This is a genomic window from Bradyrhizobium barranii subsp. barranii (assembly GCF_017565645.3).
GTDB lineage: Bacteria > Pseudomonadota > Alphaproteobacteria > Rhizobiales > Xanthobacteraceae > Bradyrhizobium > Bradyrhizobium barranii.
This window is the reverse complement of sequence record NZ_CP086136.1, coordinates 4,963,015-4,982,468: the sequence shown is the minus strand read 5'-3', so window position 1 is coordinate 4,982,468 and position 19,454 is coordinate 4,963,015. Positions and strand designations below refer to the sequence as shown.

23 protein-coding genes and 2 pseudogenes are annotated in these 19,454 nt (G+C 64.4%); 10 read left to right on the top strand and 15 right to left on the bottom strand.

All coding sequences use genetic code 11. The annotated features are described in order from the left end of the window. Positions 1 to 245 precede the first annotated feature (245 nt). Positions 246 to 704 carry a vWA domain-containing protein gene (locus J4G43_RS23665; RefSeq protein ID WP_085398732.1) on the top strand — a complete coding sequence of 153 codons (459 nt, stop codon included), beginning with the start codon at positions 246 to 248 and terminating at the stop codon, positions 702 to 704. A 1-nt stretch (position 705) separates the two neighbouring features. Here the strand turns inward: J4G43_RS23665 and J4G43_RS23660 are convergent, their stop codons facing one another. The 4 genes from J4G43_RS23660 to J4G43_RS23645 all read right to left on the bottom strand — a co-directional run bounded on the left by J4G43_RS23660 (position 706) and on the right by J4G43_RS23645 (position 4,196). After that, entirely contained in the window at positions 706 to 1,527 is an 822-nt protein-coding gene (locus tag J4G43_RS23660; RefSeq protein WP_208086488.1) for a tetratricopeptide repeat protein, read from the bottom strand. A gap of 32 nt (positions 1,528 to 1,559) precedes the next feature. Beyond that, positions 1,560 to 2,243, bottom strand: coding sequence for a substrate-binding domain-containing protein (locus tag J4G43_RS23655; protein WP_208086487.1), 684 nt, complete (start codon positions 2,241 to 2,243; stop codon positions 1,560 to 1,562). Positions 2,244 to 2,261: 18 nt separating this feature from the next. Beyond that, a complete protein-coding gene (locus J4G43_RS23650) occupies positions 2,262 to 2,963 on the bottom strand; it encodes a GrlR family regulatory protein (RefSeq protein WP_208086486.1) in 702 nt (233 codons plus the stop codon). Positions 2,964 to 3,161: 198 nt separating this feature from the next. Continuing rightward, positions 3,162 to 4,196, bottom strand: a complete 1,035-nt coding sequence (locus tag J4G43_RS23645) for a glutamine synthetase beta-grasp domain-containing protein (protein WP_208086485.1) — start codon at positions 4,194 to 4,196, stop codon at positions 3,162 to 3,164. A gap of 535 nt (positions 4,197 to 4,731) precedes the next feature. Here J4G43_RS23645 and J4G43_RS23640 point away from each other — a divergent pair. Next, positions 4,732 to 4,935: a DUF2735 domain-containing protein gene (locus tag J4G43_RS23640; RefSeq protein ID WP_028147811.1), complete on the top strand. Its 204-nt coding sequence runs from the start codon at positions 4,732 to 4,734 to the stop codon at positions 4,933 to 4,935. 111 nt (positions 4,936 to 5,046) lie between these two features. On the opposite strand, the gene J4G43_RS23635 is transcribed toward J4G43_RS23640, so the two are convergent. Beyond that, positions 5,047 to 5,373 (bottom strand): MliC family protein, encoded by a 327-nt coding sequence (locus J4G43_RS23635; protein ID WP_208089396.1) that lies wholly within the window; start codon positions 5,371 to 5,373, stop codon positions 5,047 to 5,049. Positions 5,374 to 5,436: 63 nt separating this feature from the next. On the opposite strand from J4G43_RS23635, the pseudogene J4G43_RS23630 reads away from it, so the two are divergent. Further along, positions 5,437 to 6,185: pseudogene (locus tag J4G43_RS23630) on the top strand (tyrosine-protein phosphatase). Here the strand turns inward: J4G43_RS23630 and J4G43_RS23625 are convergent. Continuing rightward, a complete protein-coding gene (locus J4G43_RS23625) occupies positions 6,175 to 6,918 on the bottom strand; it encodes an SGNH/GDSL hydrolase family protein (RefSeq protein WP_208086484.1) in 744 nt (247 codons plus the stop codon). The pseudogene J4G43_RS23630 and the gene J4G43_RS23625 overlap by 11 nt on opposite strands. 118 nt (positions 6,919 to 7,036) lie before the next feature. Here J4G43_RS23625 and J4G43_RS23620 point away from each other — a divergent pair, with 118 nt between their 5' ends. Then, the gene (locus J4G43_RS23620) at positions 7,037 to 7,717 is read left to right on the top strand and encodes an SDR family oxidoreductase (RefSeq protein ID WP_208086483.1); all 681 of its coding nucleotides are present in this window, start codon (positions 7,037 to 7,039) and stop codon (positions 7,715 to 7,717) included. On the opposite strand, the gene J4G43_RS23615 is transcribed toward J4G43_RS23620, so the two are convergent. Continuing rightward, complete coding sequence (locus J4G43_RS23615) at positions 7,714 to 8,061, bottom strand: GrlR family regulatory protein (RefSeq protein WP_208086482.1); 348 nt, start codon at positions 8,059 to 8,061, stop codon at positions 7,714 to 7,716. The genes J4G43_RS23620 and J4G43_RS23615 overlap by 4 nt on opposite strands. Positions 8,062 to 8,204: 143 nt before the next feature. Between J4G43_RS23615 and J4G43_RS23610 the strand changes: the two genes are divergently transcribed. The 3 genes from J4G43_RS23610 to J4G43_RS23600 all read left to right on the top strand — a co-directional run bounded on the left by J4G43_RS23610 (position 8,205) and on the right by J4G43_RS23600 (position 9,607). Next, entirely contained in the window at positions 8,205 to 8,891 is a 687-nt protein-coding gene (locus tag J4G43_RS23610; protein WP_208086481.1) for a DUF2161 domain-containing phosphodiesterase, read from the top strand. Between the two features lie 25 nt (positions 8,892 to 8,916). Further along, positions 8,917 to 9,216, top strand: a complete 300-nt coding sequence (locus J4G43_RS23605) for a putative quinol monooxygenase (RefSeq protein WP_208086480.1) — start codon at positions 8,917 to 8,919, stop codon at positions 9,214 to 9,216. Positions 9,217 to 9,301: 85 nt separating this feature from the next. Continuing rightward, the gene (locus J4G43_RS23600) at positions 9,302 to 9,607 is read left to right on the top strand and encodes a hypothetical protein (protein ID WP_135216870.1); all 306 of its coding nucleotides are present in this window, start codon (positions 9,302 to 9,304) and stop codon (positions 9,605 to 9,607) included. Positions 9,608 to 9,685: 78 nt separating this feature from the next. On the opposite strand, the gene J4G43_RS23595 is transcribed toward J4G43_RS23600, so the two are convergent. Further along, positions 9,686 to 10,297, bottom strand: coding sequence for a GNAT family N-acetyltransferase (locus J4G43_RS23595; protein ID WP_028147806.1), 612 nt, complete (start codon positions 10,295 to 10,297; stop codon positions 9,686 to 9,688). A gap of 150 nt (positions 10,298 to 10,447) precedes the next feature. Beyond that, the gene (locus tag J4G43_RS23590; protein ID WP_208086479.1) at positions 10,448 to 10,849 is read right to left on the bottom strand and encodes a PaaI family thioesterase; all 402 of its coding nucleotides are present in this window, start codon (positions 10,847 to 10,849) and stop codon (positions 10,448 to 10,450) included. A 119-nt stretch (positions 10,850 to 10,968) separates the two neighbouring features. Here J4G43_RS23590 and J4G43_RS23585 point away from each other — a divergent pair. Then, a pseudogene (locus J4G43_RS23585) lies at positions 10,969 to 11,756 on the top strand (cobalamin-binding protein). Positions 11,757 to 11,941: 185 nt separating this feature from the next. On the opposite strand, the gene kynU reads toward J4G43_RS23585, so the two are convergent. From kynU to J4G43_RS23560, 5 genes are all read right to left on the bottom strand, one after another. Continuing rightward, positions 11,942 to 13,144 (bottom strand): kynureninase, encoded by a 1,203-nt coding sequence (gene kynU, locus J4G43_RS23580; RefSeq protein ID WP_208086478.1) that lies wholly within the window; start codon positions 13,142 to 13,144, stop codon positions 11,942 to 11,944. Between the two features lie 7 nt (positions 13,145 to 13,151). Beyond that, positions 13,152 to 13,991 (bottom strand): tryptophan 2,3-dioxygenase, encoded by an 840-nt coding sequence (gene kynA / locus J4G43_RS23575; RefSeq protein WP_208086477.1) that lies wholly within the window; start codon positions 13,989 to 13,991, stop codon positions 13,152 to 13,154. Between the two features lie 33 nt (positions 13,992 to 14,024). Beyond that, positions 14,025 to 14,834, bottom strand: a complete 810-nt coding sequence (locus J4G43_RS23570; protein WP_208086476.1) for a hormone-sensitive lipase — start codon at positions 14,832 to 14,834, stop codon at positions 14,025 to 14,027. Between the two features lie 275 nt (positions 14,835 to 15,109). Further along, the gene (locus tag J4G43_RS23565) at positions 15,110 to 16,387 is read right to left on the bottom strand and encodes an ArgE/DapE family deacylase (RefSeq protein ID WP_085398721.1); all 1,278 of its coding nucleotides are present in this window, start codon (positions 16,385 to 16,387) and stop codon (positions 15,110 to 15,112) included. 52 nt (positions 16,388 to 16,439) lie between these two features. Beyond that, a complete protein-coding gene (locus J4G43_RS23560; RefSeq protein ID WP_208086475.1) occupies positions 16,440 to 17,165 on the bottom strand; it encodes a pyridoxamine 5'-phosphate oxidase family protein in 726 nt (241 codons plus the stop codon). Between the two features lie 75 nt (positions 17,166 to 17,240). Here J4G43_RS23560 and pdxR point away from each other — a divergent pair, with 75 nt between their 5' ends. Next, positions 17,241 to 18,713, top strand: coding sequence for a MocR-like pyridoxine biosynthesis transcription factor PdxR (gene pdxR / locus J4G43_RS23555; protein WP_208086474.1), 1,473 nt, complete (start codon positions 17,241 to 17,243; stop codon positions 18,711 to 18,713). A gap of 67 nt (positions 18,714 to 18,780) precedes the next feature. Beyond that, entirely contained in the window at positions 18,781 to 19,026 is a 246-nt protein-coding gene (locus J4G43_RS23550) for a DUF6719 family protein (protein ID WP_071914551.1), read from the top strand. Positions 19,027 to 19,029: 3 nt separating this feature from the next. Here the strand turns inward: J4G43_RS23550 and J4G43_RS23545 are convergent, their stop codons facing one another. Beyond that, positions 19,030 to 19,395, bottom strand: a complete 366-nt coding sequence (locus J4G43_RS23545; RefSeq protein ID WP_063983641.1) for a hypothetical protein — start codon at positions 19,393 to 19,395, stop codon at positions 19,030 to 19,032. Positions 19,396 to 19,454 lie beyond the last annotated feature (59 nt).

The window sequence follows — 19,454 nt, the reverse complement described above, 5'->3', positions numbered from 1 at the left end:
CGGAGCCCACTCGCCGCATGATGCCATCATGCCCCTGTTTTGCCCGACGGGTCAATTGATTTTCGTAAAATACGAACTTAGTGATTTCGACGACTTGGCTACTGTGCATGGGGTTGTTTTTGACTTTTTTGTTTCGTGCGATCCCGGGCGGCCCTCCTCATGTTGTGATTCAACGGCCCGTGCCGGAGCTGGTTCATCCTTGAGGCCCCTTCGAACCCGCCGGAGTGAGCGCACGACAAAGCGGCATGAACCAGACAGAGCCTTCAGCCGAAGCGCAGATCGCAGCGATCATCGCCAGCGCTGCAAAGCAGCCGCTGCTCGATGCGGCCTTCGAGCTCTGGTGCCGGCGCTACCGGTTCAACACACTCGACGGACGCCCGACCGACGAGGAGGTCCGCGTCTATCGCACGCTCACGCCGGAGCAGTTCCGCGCGAAATACCGCTACGACCGCGACCACGCCCATGAAGGGCCGATGTTCGGTTATGTGAAACGCGCCCATCCGCGCGCCGATGACGCAGCAATCCGGCAGGCCATCATCACCGCCGTGAAGTTCGAAGATGCCACCTTCGAGCACTTCAACTGGATAGGCGATTTCTGGGAGTGCGTCGTGCGCGCCGTCGCGCGCGCGGCCGCTCAATATCCGGACTTTCTCGAGACGACTTATCGCGACGCCCGCAACAACGTCGCCTACTACTACAAGTGAGCTAGAAGCACAGCGTGGTGACGAGCTTGCCCTGCTTGTCCTTGATCGCATAGGGGCAGCGCAGCCGCTCCAGCGCCTTCTTGGCGTCCTCGTCGCCGAGCGCAGCAGCGCGCTCGTAATAGGCCTTGGCGGCGTCCTTGTCCTTGGCGCCGCCACGGCCTTCCTGCGCGAAGGCGCCCATCCGCTCCAGCGCGCCGGGATGGTTTTGCGCCGCCGCCTTCTCGAACATCGCGCGCGCCGCGACGTCGTCCTTCTCGCCGCCGTTGCCGTTGGAGAGCATCAGGCCAAGCTGGTACTGCGCCTCCGCGTTGGTCTCGGCCGCCCTGCCGAGCAGCGCGCGCGCCTGTGCGGGATCGGCCGGCGCAGCACCGCCGGCGCCGCCGAGCGCAGCAAGATTGCTGACACCGCGAGGATTGCCGGCCTGCGCAGCCTTCTCGAACAGCTTTCGCGCTTGTGCTTCGTCTTTCGCAACACCGGAGCCGGTGCCGTAGGCGACGCCGAGTTCGACCATCGCCGCGCTCGATCCCTTGTCGGCCGCCTTGCGCCAGGCGGCGATCGCCTCCGCCGTCTGCCGGTTGGCGGCATAGGCGCGGCCGAGCGCGAACATCGCGCGCCGGGAGGACGACGCGGCCTGCTTGCAGAATTTGACGGCGGTCGCAATGTCGGATGCAGCAAGCTCCGTCACGCCCTTCACATCGGCCGGCTTGTCGGGATCGCTGGGATCGGCGGCCAGCCGGTCGCACAGGACGAGATCGGCCGATTGCGCATGCACCGATAACGGCGCTGCAAGCGTCAGGAGGATGGCAAGGAGACAAGTCCGCATGGGCGCCACGTTGCGTCTCTGCTCCGGCAAATTCAAGGCTCGAGTCCCGATTGGCGCAGCACCGGGACGACCTCCGGCGATGCCAGATAGCGCAGCAGCCGATCGGCCGCTTCGGCATGTCTGGCGTTGGCCATGCGGCCCGCGGAAAACACGGCCGGTGTCTGCAAATCGTGCGGGATCGGGCCGGCGACCTCGATGCCCTCGACCTGCTTCAGTTCACTGATCTGCTGCACGGCGAGGTCAGCCTCGCCGCTGACGAGCCGCTCCGCCGTAAAGCCCTGCTCGACGATGGTGGCCTTGGCGTTGATCTCGGCTGCGATGCCCCATCGCTGGATCAATTGGGCGAAATAGACACCGCTCGCGCCCAGCCGCGAATAGGCGACGGATCGCGCCGCGAGCAGCGACTTGCGGAGCGCGGCTTCGCCGCCGATATCGGGATGCGCCTGCCCTGCCCGCACGGCAATGCCGACGAAGGAGCGCGCCAGATCGGCTGCGCTGTCTGCGGCCACGCGGCCCTCGCCGATCATCTCGTCGAGCCCCTCGCGGGTCAGGATGACGAGATCGGCGGCCTCGCCGTCGCGCAGCCGTTTCAGCAGTGCCAGGGTTGGCGCGAAGTCGGCATCGACATGGATGCCGTGAGCGGCCTCGAAGGCGGAGGACAGGCTGCGCATCGCGCCCATCAGGCCGAGCGTCGAGAGCATGCGAATTTTTTCCATGGGCTATTCCAGTCGCGATCAGGCGCGGTGCATCAGCTTGAGCGCGGCGGTCATGCGCAGGCTGCGCTTGCCGGCCAGCGCCGTTGCCTCCAGCACCGCCTGCTCCGCATCATAGGTGCCGGAGAAACCGATACCGACCTCATGGCCGCCGAAGATCGGATCGTCCTTGGCCGGCGTGTGCTCCTGATTGAGGATCTGGCCCTTCCAGCGCCCGTTGGCCGCGGTGTAGCTGCCGAGATAGTAGAACGAGGCATCGCCGCCGAGGATGCGGCCCTGATTGAGCAGCATCACGCCGGTGAGCCCGCCATCGACGCCGTCGAGCATGCGAAGGTGGATCGAGTAGAGACCATCGGCGATGCCGGCCTCGCCGACACCGCCCGCGATCGGCACCTCGTCTTCGGTGATCGGCGTCATCACCGACTGGAACGGCACGCCGGGCAGCTCTTTCAGCTCGCCCTTGAAACGATAGAGATCGCCGTCCGCCCAGCCTTTCGCAAGCAAGGTCGCATCGTCGGTGCCGGCCATGGCGCGGTAGTTCGGGTCGGGGTTGTGGCGAACCGTCTTGATGACGATGTCGACGCCGGCTTCGGTCCTCTCATAGCTGCCGATATGAGCGAAGGCCGAATTGCCGCCGAGCATCTTGCCATTGCCGACATGCATCACGCTCCGGCCGACCGCGTCGCCGAGCTGAAATCGCACCTTGTAGAAGCCTTCAAACACCAGCCGTGTCCCCGGCCCCGCGCATCCCGGGGCATTCTATCCCGGTTTCGCCGGCGATGAACAGACTTCAAGCCGGCATGGCCGGCAGACCCACAACAACGGCTGTCATCGGAATGCAAAAATCCGCCGGAGCCTTTTCGGCTCCGGCGGATTGAAGACCAACCCGGGCCAGCCCCCCCGGCCCGGGCCGGGAGGATCTTAGGCCGCGGCCTTCTTGTCGGCGGGCACGGACGCGATCGTCTTCAGGATCTGCGAAGCGATCTGGTATGGGTCGCCCTGCGAGTTCGGACGGCGGTCTTCCAGATAGCCCTTGTAGCCGTTGTTGACGAAGGAGTGCGGAACGCGGATCGAGGCGCCGCGATCGGCAACGCCGTAGCTGAACTTGTTCCACGGCGCGGTCTCGTGCTTGCCGGTCAGACGCTTGTCGTTGTCCGGGCCGTAGACGGCGATGTGGTCCATCAGGTTCTTGTCGAAGGCCGCCATCAGCGCCTCGAAGTACTCCTTGCCGCCGACCGTACGCATGTACTCGGTGGAGAAGTTGGCGTGCATGCCGGAGCCGTTCCAGTCGGTGTCGCCGAGCGGCTTGCAGTGGAACTCGATGTCGATGCCGTACTTCTCGGTCAGGCGCAGCATCAGGTAGCGGGCCATCCACATTTCGTCAGCGGCCTTCTTGGAGCCCTTGCCGAAGATCTGGAATTCCCACTGGCCCTTCGCGACTTCCGCGTTGATGCCTTCATGGTTGATGCCGGCAGCCAGGCAGAGGTCGAGATGCTCTTCGACGATCTTGCGGGCGACGTCGCCGACGTTGGAGAAGCCGACGCCGGTGTAGTACGGGCCCTGCGGCGCCGGATAGCCGGAGGCCGGGAAGCCGAGCGGACGGCCGTCCTTGTAGAAGAAGTATTCTTGCTCGAAGCCGAACCATGCGCTGGCGTCATCGAGGATGGTGGCGCGCTTGTTGGACGCGTGCGGGGTCTTGCCATCGGGCATCATGACTTCGCACATCACGAGCACGCCGTTGGTGCGCGCGGCGTCCGGGAACACGGCGACCGGCTTCAGCACGCAATCGGAGCTGTGGCCTTCGGCCTGTTGCGTGGAGGAGCCATCGAAGCCCCAGAGCGGAAGCTGCTCGAGCGTCGGGAACGACGCGAATTCCTTGATCTGAGTTTTGCCGCGCAAGTTCGGAGTCGGCGTATATCCGTCGAGCCAAATGTACTCGAGCTTATACTTGGTCATTGAGCCTCTCTGTAGATGATGCGAAAGGTGGGGTTGAGAGCCCCCGCACGTTTGTACCCGGCCATCATCGGCCGACCCTCTACAAGCATTTTGCGTGCCAAAAGGCCGCAGCGCGGGAGGTTTTCCACCGCCGCCGGGATCGGCCCGCCGACGGCAAACCGTCCCCGGCGGCGTGCGTCATAGCCGCGCACCTTCGCGTGAAGCTGCACCGCAAAAATCCCGCGGAAAACGCCTGATTCTGGAGCAGATGCACCGTTGCCGGAGGTTGCCGATGAAACGCGCATCAACGTCCAGCAACTTTCGCAAAGTCCCGCGCCCTGCCTAGCAACCTTTGGAATGGCCCAGGCGTTAGCCACCGACACGGTGCCTTAGGGGGTGCAGAGGGTCACCTGCCTACAGATTGGGCAGCAACTGATTTCCTTTTCAGCACTTTCCAATTCGGGATGCGCGGCCGATATGGAGAATCCAGTAACCACAATCGAACGAGTCGGGCGCACCATGGAGGCCAAGGCGTTTCGACCCAGGAGCAATCGCAATGATGAATAATGGTTTGAATCACGGATCTGCAACGATCTACCAATTCCCTGTCGGGGGCCGCGCGGCTCTCGCCGGACGCCGCTATGGCGACACCCGCCTTCCCGCCGATCATGCTTCGCTTCCCGCGAACGTCTCGATCTGCAGCGACAGTTGGTACCACCAGGATGCGGTCGACGAAGCAAAGCCCAAATGGGAACGCTAATGTTTGTGTTTGGTATGATACCGCCCCGCTCGCGCAAGCGTCCGACGGAAGTTTGAAAAAGGGTCGAAACAACGAGGTTTCGGCCCTTTTCGATTCCTGCTGGACTCCCGGCTACAGCGCGGGCTTTTCGATCACCGTGCAGGAAGTGACCGGCCGCTTCAGATGCTGGACCGTGGTCGCTCCGGTCTTGCCGATCCTCAGTGTGATCCCTGCCCCCGAATAGCGGGTGCCAGAAAGCGCCAGCCGCTTCTTCAACGTGACAGGTTCGCCGTCGATCTGGAGGAAGGCGCGTTTGTCATCGTCATAAAATCCCACGATGAACTGCGTACCATCGGCGCAGCGATAGGTCCGGAACGTCTGCGCATCAGCCTGCCGCACACCGAAAATTCCGCCCGACAGCATGGTGATCGCCAAAACAATGGCCTTGTGCCGACCCATGATTGCCCCCTGAATGCACTCAAGGACGCCGCAGTGCGTCCAGTGGAAACCCAAGTTGATCTCATGCCAGATTCCCCTGCCCGCCACCTCGCCCTGCAAGGCGCCAGCAATTTTCGCGACCTCGGCGGCTATCCGACTTCGGATGGCCGCACCACGCGCTGGCGCCACATCTTCCGCTCCAACCATCTCGGCCAGCTCACGGCCGCCGACGTCGAGATCGTCCGCACGCTGGGCGTGCGCAGCGCCTTCGATTTTCGCGGCGTCGAGGAGCGCGCGGCCGGCGTCTGCGTCGTGAACGAGATCACCGTGCATTCGCTGCCGATCGAGCCGACGGTCGTCGCCGCGCTGCGCTGCGCGCCGAGCTTGCTGAGGGCAGGCTCACCGCGCCGGTCGCGCTCGAGCTCATGCGGGAGTCCTACCGCAATTATGTCCGCCACAACACGCACAGTTTTCGCATGCTGTTCGGCCATCTCCTGGAAGACCGCGCGCCGCTGGTGATCCACTGCACCGCCGGCAAGGACCGCACCGGCTTTGCGAGCGCGCTGATCCTGCATACGCTCGGCGTGACCGACGAGGTCATTGCCGAGGACTACCTGTTGACCAACCAGCACTATAGGCGCGACGCGACGGCCGCCATCGACCTGCCGGCGGACGTGCGCAACGCCATTGGCAGCGTCGAGCCCTCGTATCTTGCCGCTGCGTTCGAAGCCGTCGGCAGGGAGTACGGCGATCTCGAGACCTATTTGCGCGACGGGCTCAAGCTGGGCACGGCCGAGCGGACCGCGCTGAAAGAGCGTTATCTCAAGTCGTAATCAGACACGGGCATCTTTGTGTCACGCCGGCCTTCGTTAGGATCGCCGAACGAAGAGCGCGCGCAACATGCATCGTGCTCCAGTCGCTCTGATGCAGCTTCAACTCATCGTCAGGCGCGAGCAGCTGCTCGAACGTTGCGTTGTTGTACGCGTGCCAATGCCGCATCAGCGCCCAGCGCCGGAACAAATTGACCTTGGCGTCTTTCGCCGCGGTCCGGATTGCCGAAACCATCTTCTCCGAAAGCTCGGCATTGTCCTCGATCATGGCTGTCACGTATTGCGGGTCGATCAGAATGACGTCCATGGCCGGGTGACCGCCCAGGAGCTTCAATCCCTCGGCGATCTTCCCAACCACTTCAGCGAAGTTGAATTGCTCCTTGCGAAACACAGCGTTGGTCCCGACTTGCCAGAGCACCAGGGAAGGACTGTCGGCAAAGATATCGTCGTTGAACCGATCCACTTCCTGTGGCGCATCTTCACCGCCCTTGCCGCGGTTGAACACGTCGATCCGGATGTCTCTATGGAGGTCATCATCTTGATAGTGTTTTCTCAAATACAGCTCGAGCCGCGCGGGATATGCAACGACGTTGCCGAGTCCGGCCGTCGAGGACGACCCCATCGCCACGATGCGCACGGGCCCCTTTCCGCCCAATGCCTTCCTGAAATTCTCCAGTGGGAACTGCAGATCAACGATCGCAGCGGGAAACTCGAGGGTCGGCAAATTGTCAGACATGAAACAACCTCCTCAACCATCTAAAGTTGCATTTATAGCCCAATTTGGAAGCCGCCGCCATTGCAACCCAATTCACCGCGCGCAATAGTTGGCGCGAATTGAAACGACGGAGAGCGCCGTGCAGGGAAAAGTCATTGTCGTGACGGGCGCGCTCGGCGCCCTTGGCAAGGTTGTCGCGGAGACGGCGTTGGCGCGCGGCGCGCGCGTGGCCGGCATCGATCACGCGCCCTCGCAGATGTCGGCAACGCCCGAACGCATCGAGATCGGCGGCGTTGATCTGTCCGACCCAGCACAAGCGAAGACGGCGGTCGAGGCGGCGGCAAAGCACTTCGGCAGGCTGGATGCGCTGATCAACATCGCCGGCGGCTTCGCGTTCGAGACCGTGGGCGACGGCGACATCAAGACGTGGCAGCGCATGCATGCGCTCAACGTGCTGACGGCCCTCAACACCTCGCACGCGGCGCTGCCGCATCTCGCCGCGTCCGGGGCTGGCCGCATCGTCAATATCGGCGCCATTGGCGCGCTTCAGGCAGGTTCCGGCATGGGCCCCTATGCGGCGTCGAAAGCCGGCGTGCATCGCCTCACCGAGGCGCTTGCCAACGAGTGGAAGGGCAAGGTGACCGTGAACGCGGTGCTGCCGTCGATCATCGACACCAAGGCCAACCGCGCCGACATGCCGAAAGCGGATTTCTCCAAATGGGTGACACCGCAGGAACTCGCCGAGGTGATCCTCTTCCTCACCAGCGATGCCGCGAGCGGCGTCACCGGCGCGCTGATCCCGGTGAGCGGCCGGGTTTAGTCCGGCACCAATAGCCGCAGATTTCCTTTGAAGCGGATGCTCTGCTTGCCGGCGAGCGCAATGCCTTCGCCGTAGGCGGTCTCGCCGGTGTAGGTGCCGCTGAAGCCGATGGTCACGACCTTGCGGCCCCACACCGGGCGCTCGTCGAACGAGGGCGAGTGTTCCTCGTTGGTCAGCTCGCCCTTCCACTTGCCGTCGGCCGAGGTGTAGCTGCCATAGGCGAAGAAGAATGAATCGCCGCCTCGCATGGTGCCGTCGCGCAGGACCATGACGCCCTGGTTGCCGCCCTGGACGGCATCCAGCATCTCGATGCGAATGTGATAGAGGCCATTCCTGATTGTCATCTTCGTAAAGCGCCCGACTGTCCCGGTCGCAGGATAACCGCACCGTCGGTTCCCGATCAAATGGCGCAGAGCCACAACTGCGTTCCGGGCTAAACTGGCCGCAACTGATTCTCGGATCGGAACGCAAGACCCGGACGCTTTCCTTGGAAACCGCGCTTTATCTACCCGTCAAACGCTTCCTCGAAGAGCTCGGCTTCACGGTCAAGGGCGAGATCGGCGGCTGCGATCTCGTGGGCTTCAGCGCCGGTGATCCGCCTGTCGTGGTGATTGGCGAGCTGAAGCTCGCCTTCAATCTCGAGTTGATCCTCCAGGCGGTCGATCGTGCATCGGCAGCCGATGAGGTCTGGATCGCCGCAAAAATGTCGATCCGCGGCAAGGGACGCGAGAGCGATGCGCGTTATCGCAACCTCTGCCGCCGCCTCGGCTTCGGTATGCTTGGGGTCACTGACCGCGGCCAGGTCGAGGTGCTGGTGAAGCCGCCGACGGCAGCGCCGCGCCGCGAGCCGAAGGTCCGTTCGCGCCTCGTCGCCGAGCATCAGCGCCGCCAGGGCGATCCCGTGCTCGGCGGCAGCACCCGCGCACCGATCATGACGGCCTATCGCCAGCAGGCGCTGGCCTGTGCGTCGGAACTCGTCGGTGGGCCACGAAAGGTGCGCGAATTGCGCAAGCGCTGTCCCGATGCCGGCAAGATCTTGCTGAACAATGTGTATGGCTGGTTCGAACGTGCGGACCGGGGAATCTACGGGCTCACCGAGGCCGGACACGCGGCGCTGAAACGCTGGCCGCAGGCACCGATGAAAGAAGCGCCCCGCGAGGCATCGCCCCCCTAGCGGAAATCACGTCGGGAGACATCGCATGATCGTTGTGACTGGCAGCGTAACGGTCCGCACCGAGACGTTCGAGGAGGCACGCCGCCTGAGCCTCGAGCATGTTCATCGGTCACGACAGGAGCCCGGCTGCATCTCACATGCAGTGCACGTCGACTGCGAGAACCCGCTCAGGCTGGTGTTCTTCGAGCAATGGGCCGACCGCGCCGCGCTCGTCGCTCACTTTGCGGTACCTGCATCCGGCGAGTTCGTGCGCACCTTGCGCTCGCTGGCCACGGGGCCGACCACGCTCGACCTCTATGAGGCCGACAGGCTCGAAAAGCTGTGAGCGCATAGCTGTGATGCCACACCAAATTCATATTGCAATGCAACATCTCCGGCACTAGGTATCCCGGCATCAAACCGAGGCCGTTATGAGCGCAGACTGGAACACCAAATATGGCACGCGGCGCGTGCGCCACGATCCGCCGACCCTGGACGAGGCGATCTTCGCCGCCGTCGGCATCACCGATGATCATGAGCAGCAGGCCGAGATCGCGGCAGCGCTGATGGGGATGCCGCTCGAAATCGTGCAGGCCGAGGTGAAGAAGCAGGCCCGCACCAACGGCCGCATCACCGCCACGCGCGTGATCGCAGGCGAACAGGGTGCGCAGCGCTCGGTGGTGGTCGAACGCCGTGTCGTCCGCCGCTTCGGCAACGACAAGCGCACCGGTACCTGAGCGCTCAATTTCCTATCCCCAATACGAAAGCGGACCGGTCTTGCCGGTCCGCTTTTTGATTCCAGCCCGCTTTTGGATTTAGGCGGCGCGATTGCCGTACATGCTGGAGATGATCTTCCAGCAGGTCGAGTTGAAGCTGAGAAGCGCGCGGCCAGCCGTGAAGGGCGAGGCCGCGAGTTCAGCGAGCTCGGCCTCGGGCGTCTTGGCGAGATCGATCGTGCCGGTCGATTCGCCATGACGGAATTGCAGATTCGCCCCGAACTTCCTGGCGAGCGCCCGCATGGCGTGATTCTCGGCGCCGGTGGTGATGCGCAGGCGCTTGTAGCCTTTCCAGCGCGCTTCCGCGATCAGCCGGCTGAACAAGATGGTGCCGACGTTCTGGCGCCGCGCCGAGGCTTCCACGCTGAAGGCGACCTCGGGCAGCGAATCGTCCTCCGGCGGATGCAGCTCGGCCGCACCGCGGACCACGCCGTCGACGATGTAGGCGACAATCACGGTGCCGTCCTCGGCGCAGCGGGCGGCGTATCGCTCGATGAAGCTGTCGTCGAGAAAGCCGTTGAAACGGTCGTGCCGACTTGCGGAATCAAGCCGCAGGAGGTGATCGCGCAGAAGCGGCAATTCTTCCTGCTGGCTCAAGGTCCGCACATAGCCCGGAACGGGCGTCGTGCGGGTCGTGTCTTCAAGTACCACGTCAAAACTCCTCTTGGTGTCCCTCGAGGAGGCGTTCGAATCCCTAGGCCCCCAATATTGTGCGTCGCAGCATATTTTTCAAGACGGGAACCTGCCCAAGTTTCAGGCATCGAAAGCGACCAATTCGTTAATAAAATCAAGCCCCCGTAGTCATAAGAGGACCAGCTGAGTCTGGGTCACCACGGCAACCAGCTTGCCGTCCTCGGTCTCCAGCCGGGTGCTCCAGACCTGGGTCCGCCGTCCCCGATGGACCGGTGTAGCCGTGGCGATAACCGTGGTTCCCTCCTTCGCCCCGCCGATGAAGTTGGTCTTGCTCTCAAGCGTCGTGGTGCCCTTGGCATCCTCCGGCAGATTGATCACGGTCGCGGCTGCACCGACGGAATCGGCGAGCGCCATCACCGCGCCGCCGTGGATGGTGTGGTGGAGCGTGCAGAGGTCGGGCCTGACCGTCATCCGTGCCACCACGCGGTCCTTCTCGGCCTCGACGAATTCGACGCCCTTGAGCTCGGCAAACGGCATCTTCATCGCTTTAAGTTTCTCGAGCGGCGTCATCGGATCTCCTCCCAATTCATTGTTGTCTCAGCGTGAATTGCTTCGCGCGGCAAAGCAATGACGTCCGAGGTAATGGCCCTGCTGACATCGGCGACGGCATTTGCGCATATGCTCTTCCCATGCGCCACTTCCCGCCCCGCCACATCGTCTGCCTGACCGAAGAGACGGTCGAAACGCTGTACCTGCTCGGCGAGCAGGACCGCATCGTCGGTGTCTCCGGCTACGCCGTCCGCCCTCCCCAGGTGCGGCGGGAGAAGCCGCGGGTGTCGGCCTTCGTCTCCGCGGACATTCCGAAGATCCTGGCGCTGGAACCGGATCTGGTGCTGGCCTTCTCCGACCTCCAGGCCGGCATCGTCGCCGATCTCGTGCGCGCGGGCGTGGACGTCCATGTTTTCAATCAGCGCGACATCGCCGGAATCCTGGCGATGATCCGCACACTCGGCGCGCTCGTCGGCGCGGCTGAGCCCGCCGAGGTACTCGCTCACGGGCTTGAACGGCGCCTCGCAGAGATAGCGGCAACACCTCGCCCTCGGTGCGGCCAAAGGTCTATTTCGAGGAATGGGACGATCCGTTGATCTCCGGCATCGGCTGGGTGTCCGAGTTGATCGAGATCGCCGGCGGCGAGGATGTGTTTCCGGAGCTGCGACATCGGCAAGCGGCAAAGGATCGCATCGTCTCGGCGGAGGCGGTGCGCGAGGCAGCGCCCGACGTGATCCTCGCCTCCTGGTGCGGCAAGAAAGTCGTCCCTGCCCGCATCCGCGCGCGCGATTGCTGGAACGAGATCCCCGCCGTGCGCGACGACCGCATCGTCGAGATCAAGTCGCCGATCATCTTGCAGCCGGGGCCGGCGGCGCTGACGGATGGGCTAGATGCGATCGTGACGACGTTGTGGGGTGGACTCAAATAGCTTGATCGCAGCTTTCGTGTCTCGGACGCGCTGCAACGCGTCAGCGTTGCTGCGCAGAGCCGGGACCCATCTCGATACGGAGTTCAGCGCAGCGTGGGCCCCGGCTCTGCGGCGCACCGCACCGGACGATGCTTCGCATCGCCGGGGGGGGGGCGCTGCGCCGCGTCCGGGGCACGAGACCTTCTTCAGGTCACCGCGTTCACGACCTGATATTCCGGCCGACGCCAGACCTCGCCTGCAATCACCTCCTCGATGATCTCGGCTGCTCGCATGATCTCGCTCTCCCCAATGTAGAGCGGTGTAATCCCGAACCTCATGATGTCAGGCGCGCGGAAATCGCCGATGAGGCCACGGGCGATCAGGGCCTGCATGGCGGCGTAGCCGCCGTCGAAGGCGAAGGAGACTTGTGAGCCGCGGTGCTCGTGCGCGCGCGGGGTGACGAGCTTGAGCTCGGGGCAGCGGCGTTCGACCTCGGCGATCAGGAGATCGCCGAGTGCCAGCGAGCGCGCACGAACCTCACGAATGTCGACCCTGTCCCAGATGTTGAGCGAGGCCTCCAGCGCCGCCATTGCGAGCACCGGCGGAGTGCCGACGCGCATGCGCTCGACGCCGCCGGCCGCCGCGTAGCCAAGCTCGAACGCAAACGGCTTTGCGTGACCCATCCACCCCGACAGCGCGGCGCGCACGCCGTCGGCGTGGCGCGGGGCGACGTAGAGGAAGGCCGGCGCCCCGGGGCCGGCGTTGATGTATTTGTAGGTGCAGCCGGCGGCGAAATCGGCGCCGCAGCCAGCGAGATCGACCGGCAGCGCGCCGGCGGAATGGGCGAGATCCCAGACCGTGACGATGCCGAGTGCATGCGCTCTCGCCGTCAGCTTCGCCATGTCGTGGCGGCGGCCGGTGCGATAGTCGACCTCGGTGATGTAGAGGACAGCGATCTCCTTCGACAACGCGGCCTCGATCTCCTCCGGCGCCACCAGGCGCAATTGATGGCCGCGGCCGAGCGTCGCGATCAGGCCCTCGGCCATGTAGAGATCGGTCGGAAAGTTTCCGGTGTCCGATAGCACCACCTTGCGCGATGCGTTCATGTCGAGCGCGGCGGCGAGTGCCTGGTAGACCTTGAGCGACAGCGTGTCTCCGACCATCACGGAGCCGGCTTCCGCACCGACCAATCGCGCGATGCGATCGCCGACATGGCGCGGCTGGGCATACCAGCCAGCCGTGTTCCAGGCGCGGATCAGCTCGTTGCCCCACTCGGCCGTGATGACGTTGCCGACGCGCTCGGCAACGCCCAGCGGCAGCGCGCCGAGCGAATTGCCGTCGAGATAGATCACGCCCTCAGGCAAATGGAACAAGGCCCTGGTGTCGTCATAGACGCGAAGCTTGGTCATGGGATCTCTACAGAATCGTGCGGACGCGCCAGAGCTCGGGGAACAGCTCCACCTCCAGCATGCGCTTGAGATAGCTGACGCCACCGGTACCGCCGGTGCCGCGCTTGAAGCCGATAACGCGCTCGACCGTCGTGACATGGTTGAAGCGCCAGCGCCGGAAGTAGTCCTCGAAATCGACCAGCTTCTCTGCAAGCTCGTAGAGCATCCAATGCGTCTCCGGCGCTTCGTAGACGATCCGCCAGGCCTGAAGCACGCCCTCGTTGAAGCTGTGGGTCTCGCGAACGTCGCGCGCCAGCACGGACGCGGGCATCTTGAGCCCGTTGCGGTCGGCAAGCCGCAGCACCTCGTCGTACAGGCTCGGCGTGGCAAGCTCGCCCTCGAGCAGCCTGGTCGTTTCCACATCGTGCGCGTGCGGCTTGAGCATGGCGTGGTTGCGGTTGCCGACCAGAAATTCGATCAGCCGGTACTGACGCGACTGGAAGCCCGAGGACTGGCCAAGCTGCGAGCGGAAACGCGTATACTCGCTGGGAGTCATGGTGCGCAGCACGTCCCAGGCGCCGTTGAGCTGCTCGAAGATGCGCGACATCCGCGCCAGCATCTTCATCGCGGGCTGCACTTCGTCCCTGGCAATAGCGCTGCGCGCGGCGCTGAGCTCGTGGATCGCAAGCCGCATCCACAGCTCCGTGGTCTGATGCTGGATGATGAACAGCATCTCGTCATGGGCTTCCGAGAGCGGATGCTGCGCGCCGAGGATCGCATCCAGCGCCAGATAGTCGCCGTAGGACATACGCCGGGCGAAATCGGTCTCGGCACCTTCGCTCGTGGGATCGTAATCGTTGGACGTCATGGCAGGCCCTTCGATCGATCGATCCTCGCCGCGTCAGTCGAGGCCGATCAGGCGCGCGGTGATCGGGGACGACGGATCCTTCAGTCCGTCGACCACCGTAAAATGGTTGAGCCCGGGATCGACGACGAGGCGCGTCGGCACGTCGAAGCCGGTCCAGACATTGGCGATCAGATCGGACTGACGCATGAATTCGGGCCGTTCGCCGCCGCCGACCCACGCCGTGACCGGCGAATGTCCCCGCGGCAGGTGCAGCGCCGCGCTTTCAAGCGTCGCCTCCTCCATGGTCATGCGTAGCGTGTCGTTCATCTTCGTCTTGAGCAGCGGTCGCAGATCATGCAGCCCGCTGATCGAGAGCGTGCCGGCGATGCGGTTGTAGACGGCGGGCTCGAGCCGGCTATCGTTGCACAGCATGCGCGTGACGAGATGGCCGCCGGCGGAATGGCCGGCGAGCCGGATCGGCCCGGAGACGAGCGAGGCCGCCTTGGTGATCGCGGCGGTGATCTCTGCGGTGATGTCGGAGATGCGGGCGGCCGGCGTCAGCGTGTAGCTCGGCAGCGCCACAGTCCAGCCGTGATGCCGCGCGCCTTCGGCAAGATCGGTCCAGGTCGACTTGTCAAAGCGCATCCAGTAGCCGCCGTGCACGAAGACGACGAGGCCCTTGCTGTCGCCGTCTGGCAGGATCAGGTCGAGACGCTGGCGCTCGCGCGGCCCGTAGGCGACGTCCGAACGGAAGTCTTTCAGTCCGGTGCGGTAAGCCGCCGCCCGCTCCGCCCATTGGGCCGGCATCTTGTCCGAGCCCGGGATATGGGCCGAATTGGCATAAGCATCATCCCAATCGCGCATCGTGACACCCTAGGATTCGGCCGTCGAACTGGGCGCCAGTCTGCCACCAGTCAGGACGGCGTCCTAGTCTTTCTTTTAAGCTTAAAGCATTTGAACGCGCCCGTGTTTCGGGCAGCGGGCGCCCCGGCCGAGATGCCGTAGGGTGGGCCAAGCGACTTGTCCGCCGTAGCTCGAAGAGCGAAGGCGGAAGCGTGCCCACCCTTTCGTGCAAGATCGAAGAGAGATGGTGGGCACAGAGCAAGAGCGCCTTTGCCCACCCTACGAGATCTCGACCGCTACGCCTTCTCCACCCCGCACCAATCCGCGATGAACAGGGCCATCGCCTTGGTCGACTTCTTCAGCGACTCCAGGTCGACGAATTCGTTGAAGCCGTGCATCTCGCCGCCGCTCGCGCCGAAGCAGAGGCTGGGGATACCGTGATTGAGACCGTAGAAGCGGGTGTCGGTGAGCGCGGTGAAGACGAGGTCTTGGATTTCGCCGCCATAGACGGTGTTGAAGGCCTTGCCGAACGCGGCCTCGGGCGCCGCGGCGTCGGTCAGTTCATACCCCTCCGACAGGAAACCCGACCATTCGACCTCCGGCGGATTGTTGGCAAGGAAGCGGTGGTTGCGCGCAGCAGCCGCAACGCAGGCCATGATCTCCTTCTGGTGATCGGCGATCGACCAGCCCGGCAGGACCGCGATACGGCAATCGACGTCGCACCATGCCGGCACGCTGGAGGCCCAGTCGCCGCCCTTGATGATGCCGGGGTTGAAGTTGATGGGATGGTTCAGCGTCTTGAAGTGCCGATCAGCTTTCGCGCGCTCGTTCCATTCGATCTCGAGTTTCTGCAGCGCCTGGATCAAATGATAGGCCGCCATGATTGCGTTGGCGCCGGAGCCGGCGAAGGCAACGTGGGTCGGATGGCCCTTCACGCGCAGGCGAAACCAGATCACGCCGACCTGCGAGCGCACCATCTTGCCGCCGGTCGGCTCCGGGATGAAGCAGGCGTCGGCACGATAGCCGCGCTGCAATGTCGAGAGCGCGCCGACGCCGGTGCTCTCCTCCTCGATCACGGACTGGAAGTGGATCCGCGCCGTCGGCTTGAAACCCGCCGCCTTGATCGCGTCCAGCGCGTAGAGCGCGCCGATCGTGCCCGACTTCATGTCGCAGGCGCCGCGGCCGAACATCTTGCCGTCCTTGATGACGGGCGAGAATGGCGGCGTGTCCCACAGTTCCAGCGGCCCCGCGGGCACCACGTCGCAGTGCCCCTGGAGAATCAGCGATTTGCCGCCGTTCGTTTGCGGGCGGTAGGTGCCCACTACCGTGCGCGCCTTGGAGAAATCGTGCTCGATCGGACCGAAACCACGCAGATCCTTGAGGTCATCGACATCGATGTGCCAGTCGTCGACCTCGTAGCCGCGCTCGCGCAGGAGGTCGCCGATCATGTCCTGGCACGGCCCCTCGGCCCCGCGGGTCGAAGGGATCGCAACGAAATCGCTTGTGGTCGCAAGCTGGGCTTCGAAGCCGACATCGACGGCGTCAAGAATCCTCTGCTGCGTTTCGGCATTCATCGGGCAACTCCAGGCATCCAATTGGTCAATGGTGCGCGCAAGCTAGCCGATTTCAGCCGTTCGGGTACTCCACAAAATAAGCATCCCGCAATGCATCTTCGAGCAGCCGGCCTTCCGAATAGCCATTCAGCGTCGCAGGCCGGGTTACACCATCCAGCAGGCGCGGGCACGGCTCCGGCGCGCCCAAGACGGTGCGCACGGGGATGCGCTCGGCATAGATCGGCAATTCGTAGTCCTCGTCGTCATCGGCGACACCCTTGGCGCGGACTTTGGCCGAGGCTTCCTCGATCTCCATCGCGATGAAGGAGGTCGCCTTGATCTCCTGCGCGCTGCTCTGACGCAGGCTCGCGGTGCGGTCCGGGAAGAAGCGATCGACCATGGCGATCACCGCCCGCTCCTTCTCCTCGGGGTCGGTGACGAGATAGGCGGTGCCGAATGCCATCACGGCGCGGTAGTCGGCGGAATGGTTGAAGCCGCAGCGCGCCAGCACGAGGCTGTCGAGATGGGCGACCGTGAGGCAGACGCACTCGCCCCTGGTCTGGTTGCGCAGCATGCGGCTCGCGCTCGAGCCGTGCCAATAGAGTTTTGTCCCCTCGCGCCAGAAGAAGGTCGGCGTGCAATAGGGCTGGCCGTCGATGACATAGGAGACGTGACAGAGCATCGAGGAATCCAGGATGCGGTGAACCGTGTCGTGGTCGTAGAAGCCGCGGTCGTGACGGCGCTTCACCTGATTGCGCGCTGACGTCGGATAGGAATTCTGGCTTTCAGTCTGGCTCACGGCCGCTCCTGTCGGGCTTGGAACAATTCCAGGAGAGTTGTAGCCGCGGATTTGGTCTGCGATAGTGCCAATTCCATGCGAAAAATTCCGACCAATTTAGTCCCCTCGCCGGCCAAGGCGGAGTTGCCCCTCGACCTCACCGGCCCGCACATCACCGCGGGCGCGTCGTCGGCGCACCGGCTGTACCAGGCGCTGTGCGAGATGATTGTCGGCGGCCTGGTCAAACCCGGTGAGCCGCTGCCGCCGTCGCGGACACTGGCCAAGCAGACCGGCTTCCGCCGCAACGCCGTCGTCACTGCCTATGAACGGCTGATCGCTGACGGCTTTGCCGCTGCGACCGTCGGCTCCGGCACCTTCGTTGCAGCGCGGATACCGGCGCGCGCCGCCGAACCGAAGAAGCCGAAGACCGTGGTCGAAGCGCCGCGACAGGGCGCATTCTCGCTCGGCTGCACCCATATCGACGAGCGCGCGCTGCAGCGCTTCCGTGCCTTCGTCGGGCGGCGCATGCGCGCGTTCGGACCTGAGCATCTGCACTATGGCGATCCGCGCGGCAGCCGCGAGCTGCGCGCGGCGATCGCCGATCATCTGCTGTCGGCACGTGGACTGCGCTGCGATCCCGATCAGATCATGCTGACATCGGGCACGCTGCACGCGCTGCGCATCGTGCTGAGCGCGATCCTGAAGCCCAACGACCAGGTCTGGTGCGAGGACCCGGGTTACCCCGCCGCGCGAAACACCATTTCGCATTGCGGCTATCGCGCCGTGCCCGTTCCCGTCGACGAGCACGGGATATTTGTCGCCAAGGGCCGCACCGCCGCTTCGTCCGCACGCGCGGCCTATGTGACGCCGTCCCACCAGTTTCCGCTGGGCGTGCAGATGTCGATGCCGCGACGGCTGGAGCTGCTGGATTGGGCGAGGCAGGCCGGCGCCTTCGTGCTGGAGGACGATTACGACAGCGAGTTCCGCTATGACGGCGCGCCGTTGATGTCGCTTGCCGGCATCGATCATCTCCAGCGCGTGGTCTACATGGGCACGTTTGCCAAGACGCTGTTTCCGGGCCTGCGCATCGGCTATTGCGCGCTGCCCGAGCGCCTGATCGCGGACGTCACGGCCACGCGCGCTGCGCTCGACCGCTTTCCCGGCACGCTGATGGAGGGCGCTGTGGCCGACATGCTCAATTCCGGCGCGTTCGCCGCCAACCTGAAGCGCGTGCGCAAGCTTTATCGCGAGGCGCGCGATGCGCTGGCTGAGACGCTGGAAGCAGCATCCGACGGCGCGCTGTCGGTGCCGGTACCGTCGCAAGGACTGCACCTCGTCGCCCGGTTCGATCCGTCGGTCGAGCTTACGGTCGCGGCGCAGGCGAAGCAGGCGGCAGGCGCGGAAGGCTGGCTACTGGCCGACACCTATTCGCGCGCGCGTCCCCTGCCCGGGTTCGTGCTGGGATTTTCCGGCCACGCGGTTCCGCAACTCGTGGCCTCCGCCGAACGGCTCGCGCTGGAGTCGCGTGGCGCCTTGCGCGCGAGGAGCAAATCGGCCCGGCGGGCGTGACGAACGTTCACTATGAGAATCGCCTGCCGCTCCCTACATTGCGGCATCGATGCCGGGACCTCACATCATGCTGCTGCGCCGCGCGACCTGCCTCTCGCTGCTGATCTCGGTCGCCCTCGCGACGGCGGCGCATGCCGTCACTGTCGGACGTGAACAGGACATCACCGATCTCAAGCTCGGCCAGCGCGTGCAAGTGGATGACGGAACCTGCCCCGCCGGGCAGGTCAAGGAAGTGCGCGGTGCGAGAATGACCGACAAGGGCGTGGCGCGGACCATCGCCTGCGTTCCGCGCTTCGGTCCGAAATCGAAGTGATGGTTACGACTTCGCCGGGTCGAACATGCACTGCAAGGTCGGTTTGGCGATCTTGGTGAAGGTCGAGCCGATCTCGCCCTGCTTGGACGCGGGCACCCAATCAGTCTCGATCGTTGGCACGCCGGTCTCGCTGATGCCGCGCAACAGCGCCTCGCGCAGATCGCGGTCCTCGACGGCAGCAACGGCGTGATCATGCAGGCAGCCGCAGACCTCCTCGGGATGCTCCCAGCGCCCGAGCATCCGCGGCGCACACTGACGCATGAACTCGCTGCGGGGATCCGGTAGCCTCGAAGGAGCGCGAACCTGCGCGTGGGCAGCGCTGATCGTCAGAAGCGAAACGAACGCTGCGGCGCAGAATCGGACAATCATGATGGCCTTTATCGGCTGGTTTTTCTTTTGATTTTTCTTTTGATTTTCTTGGCTGTCGA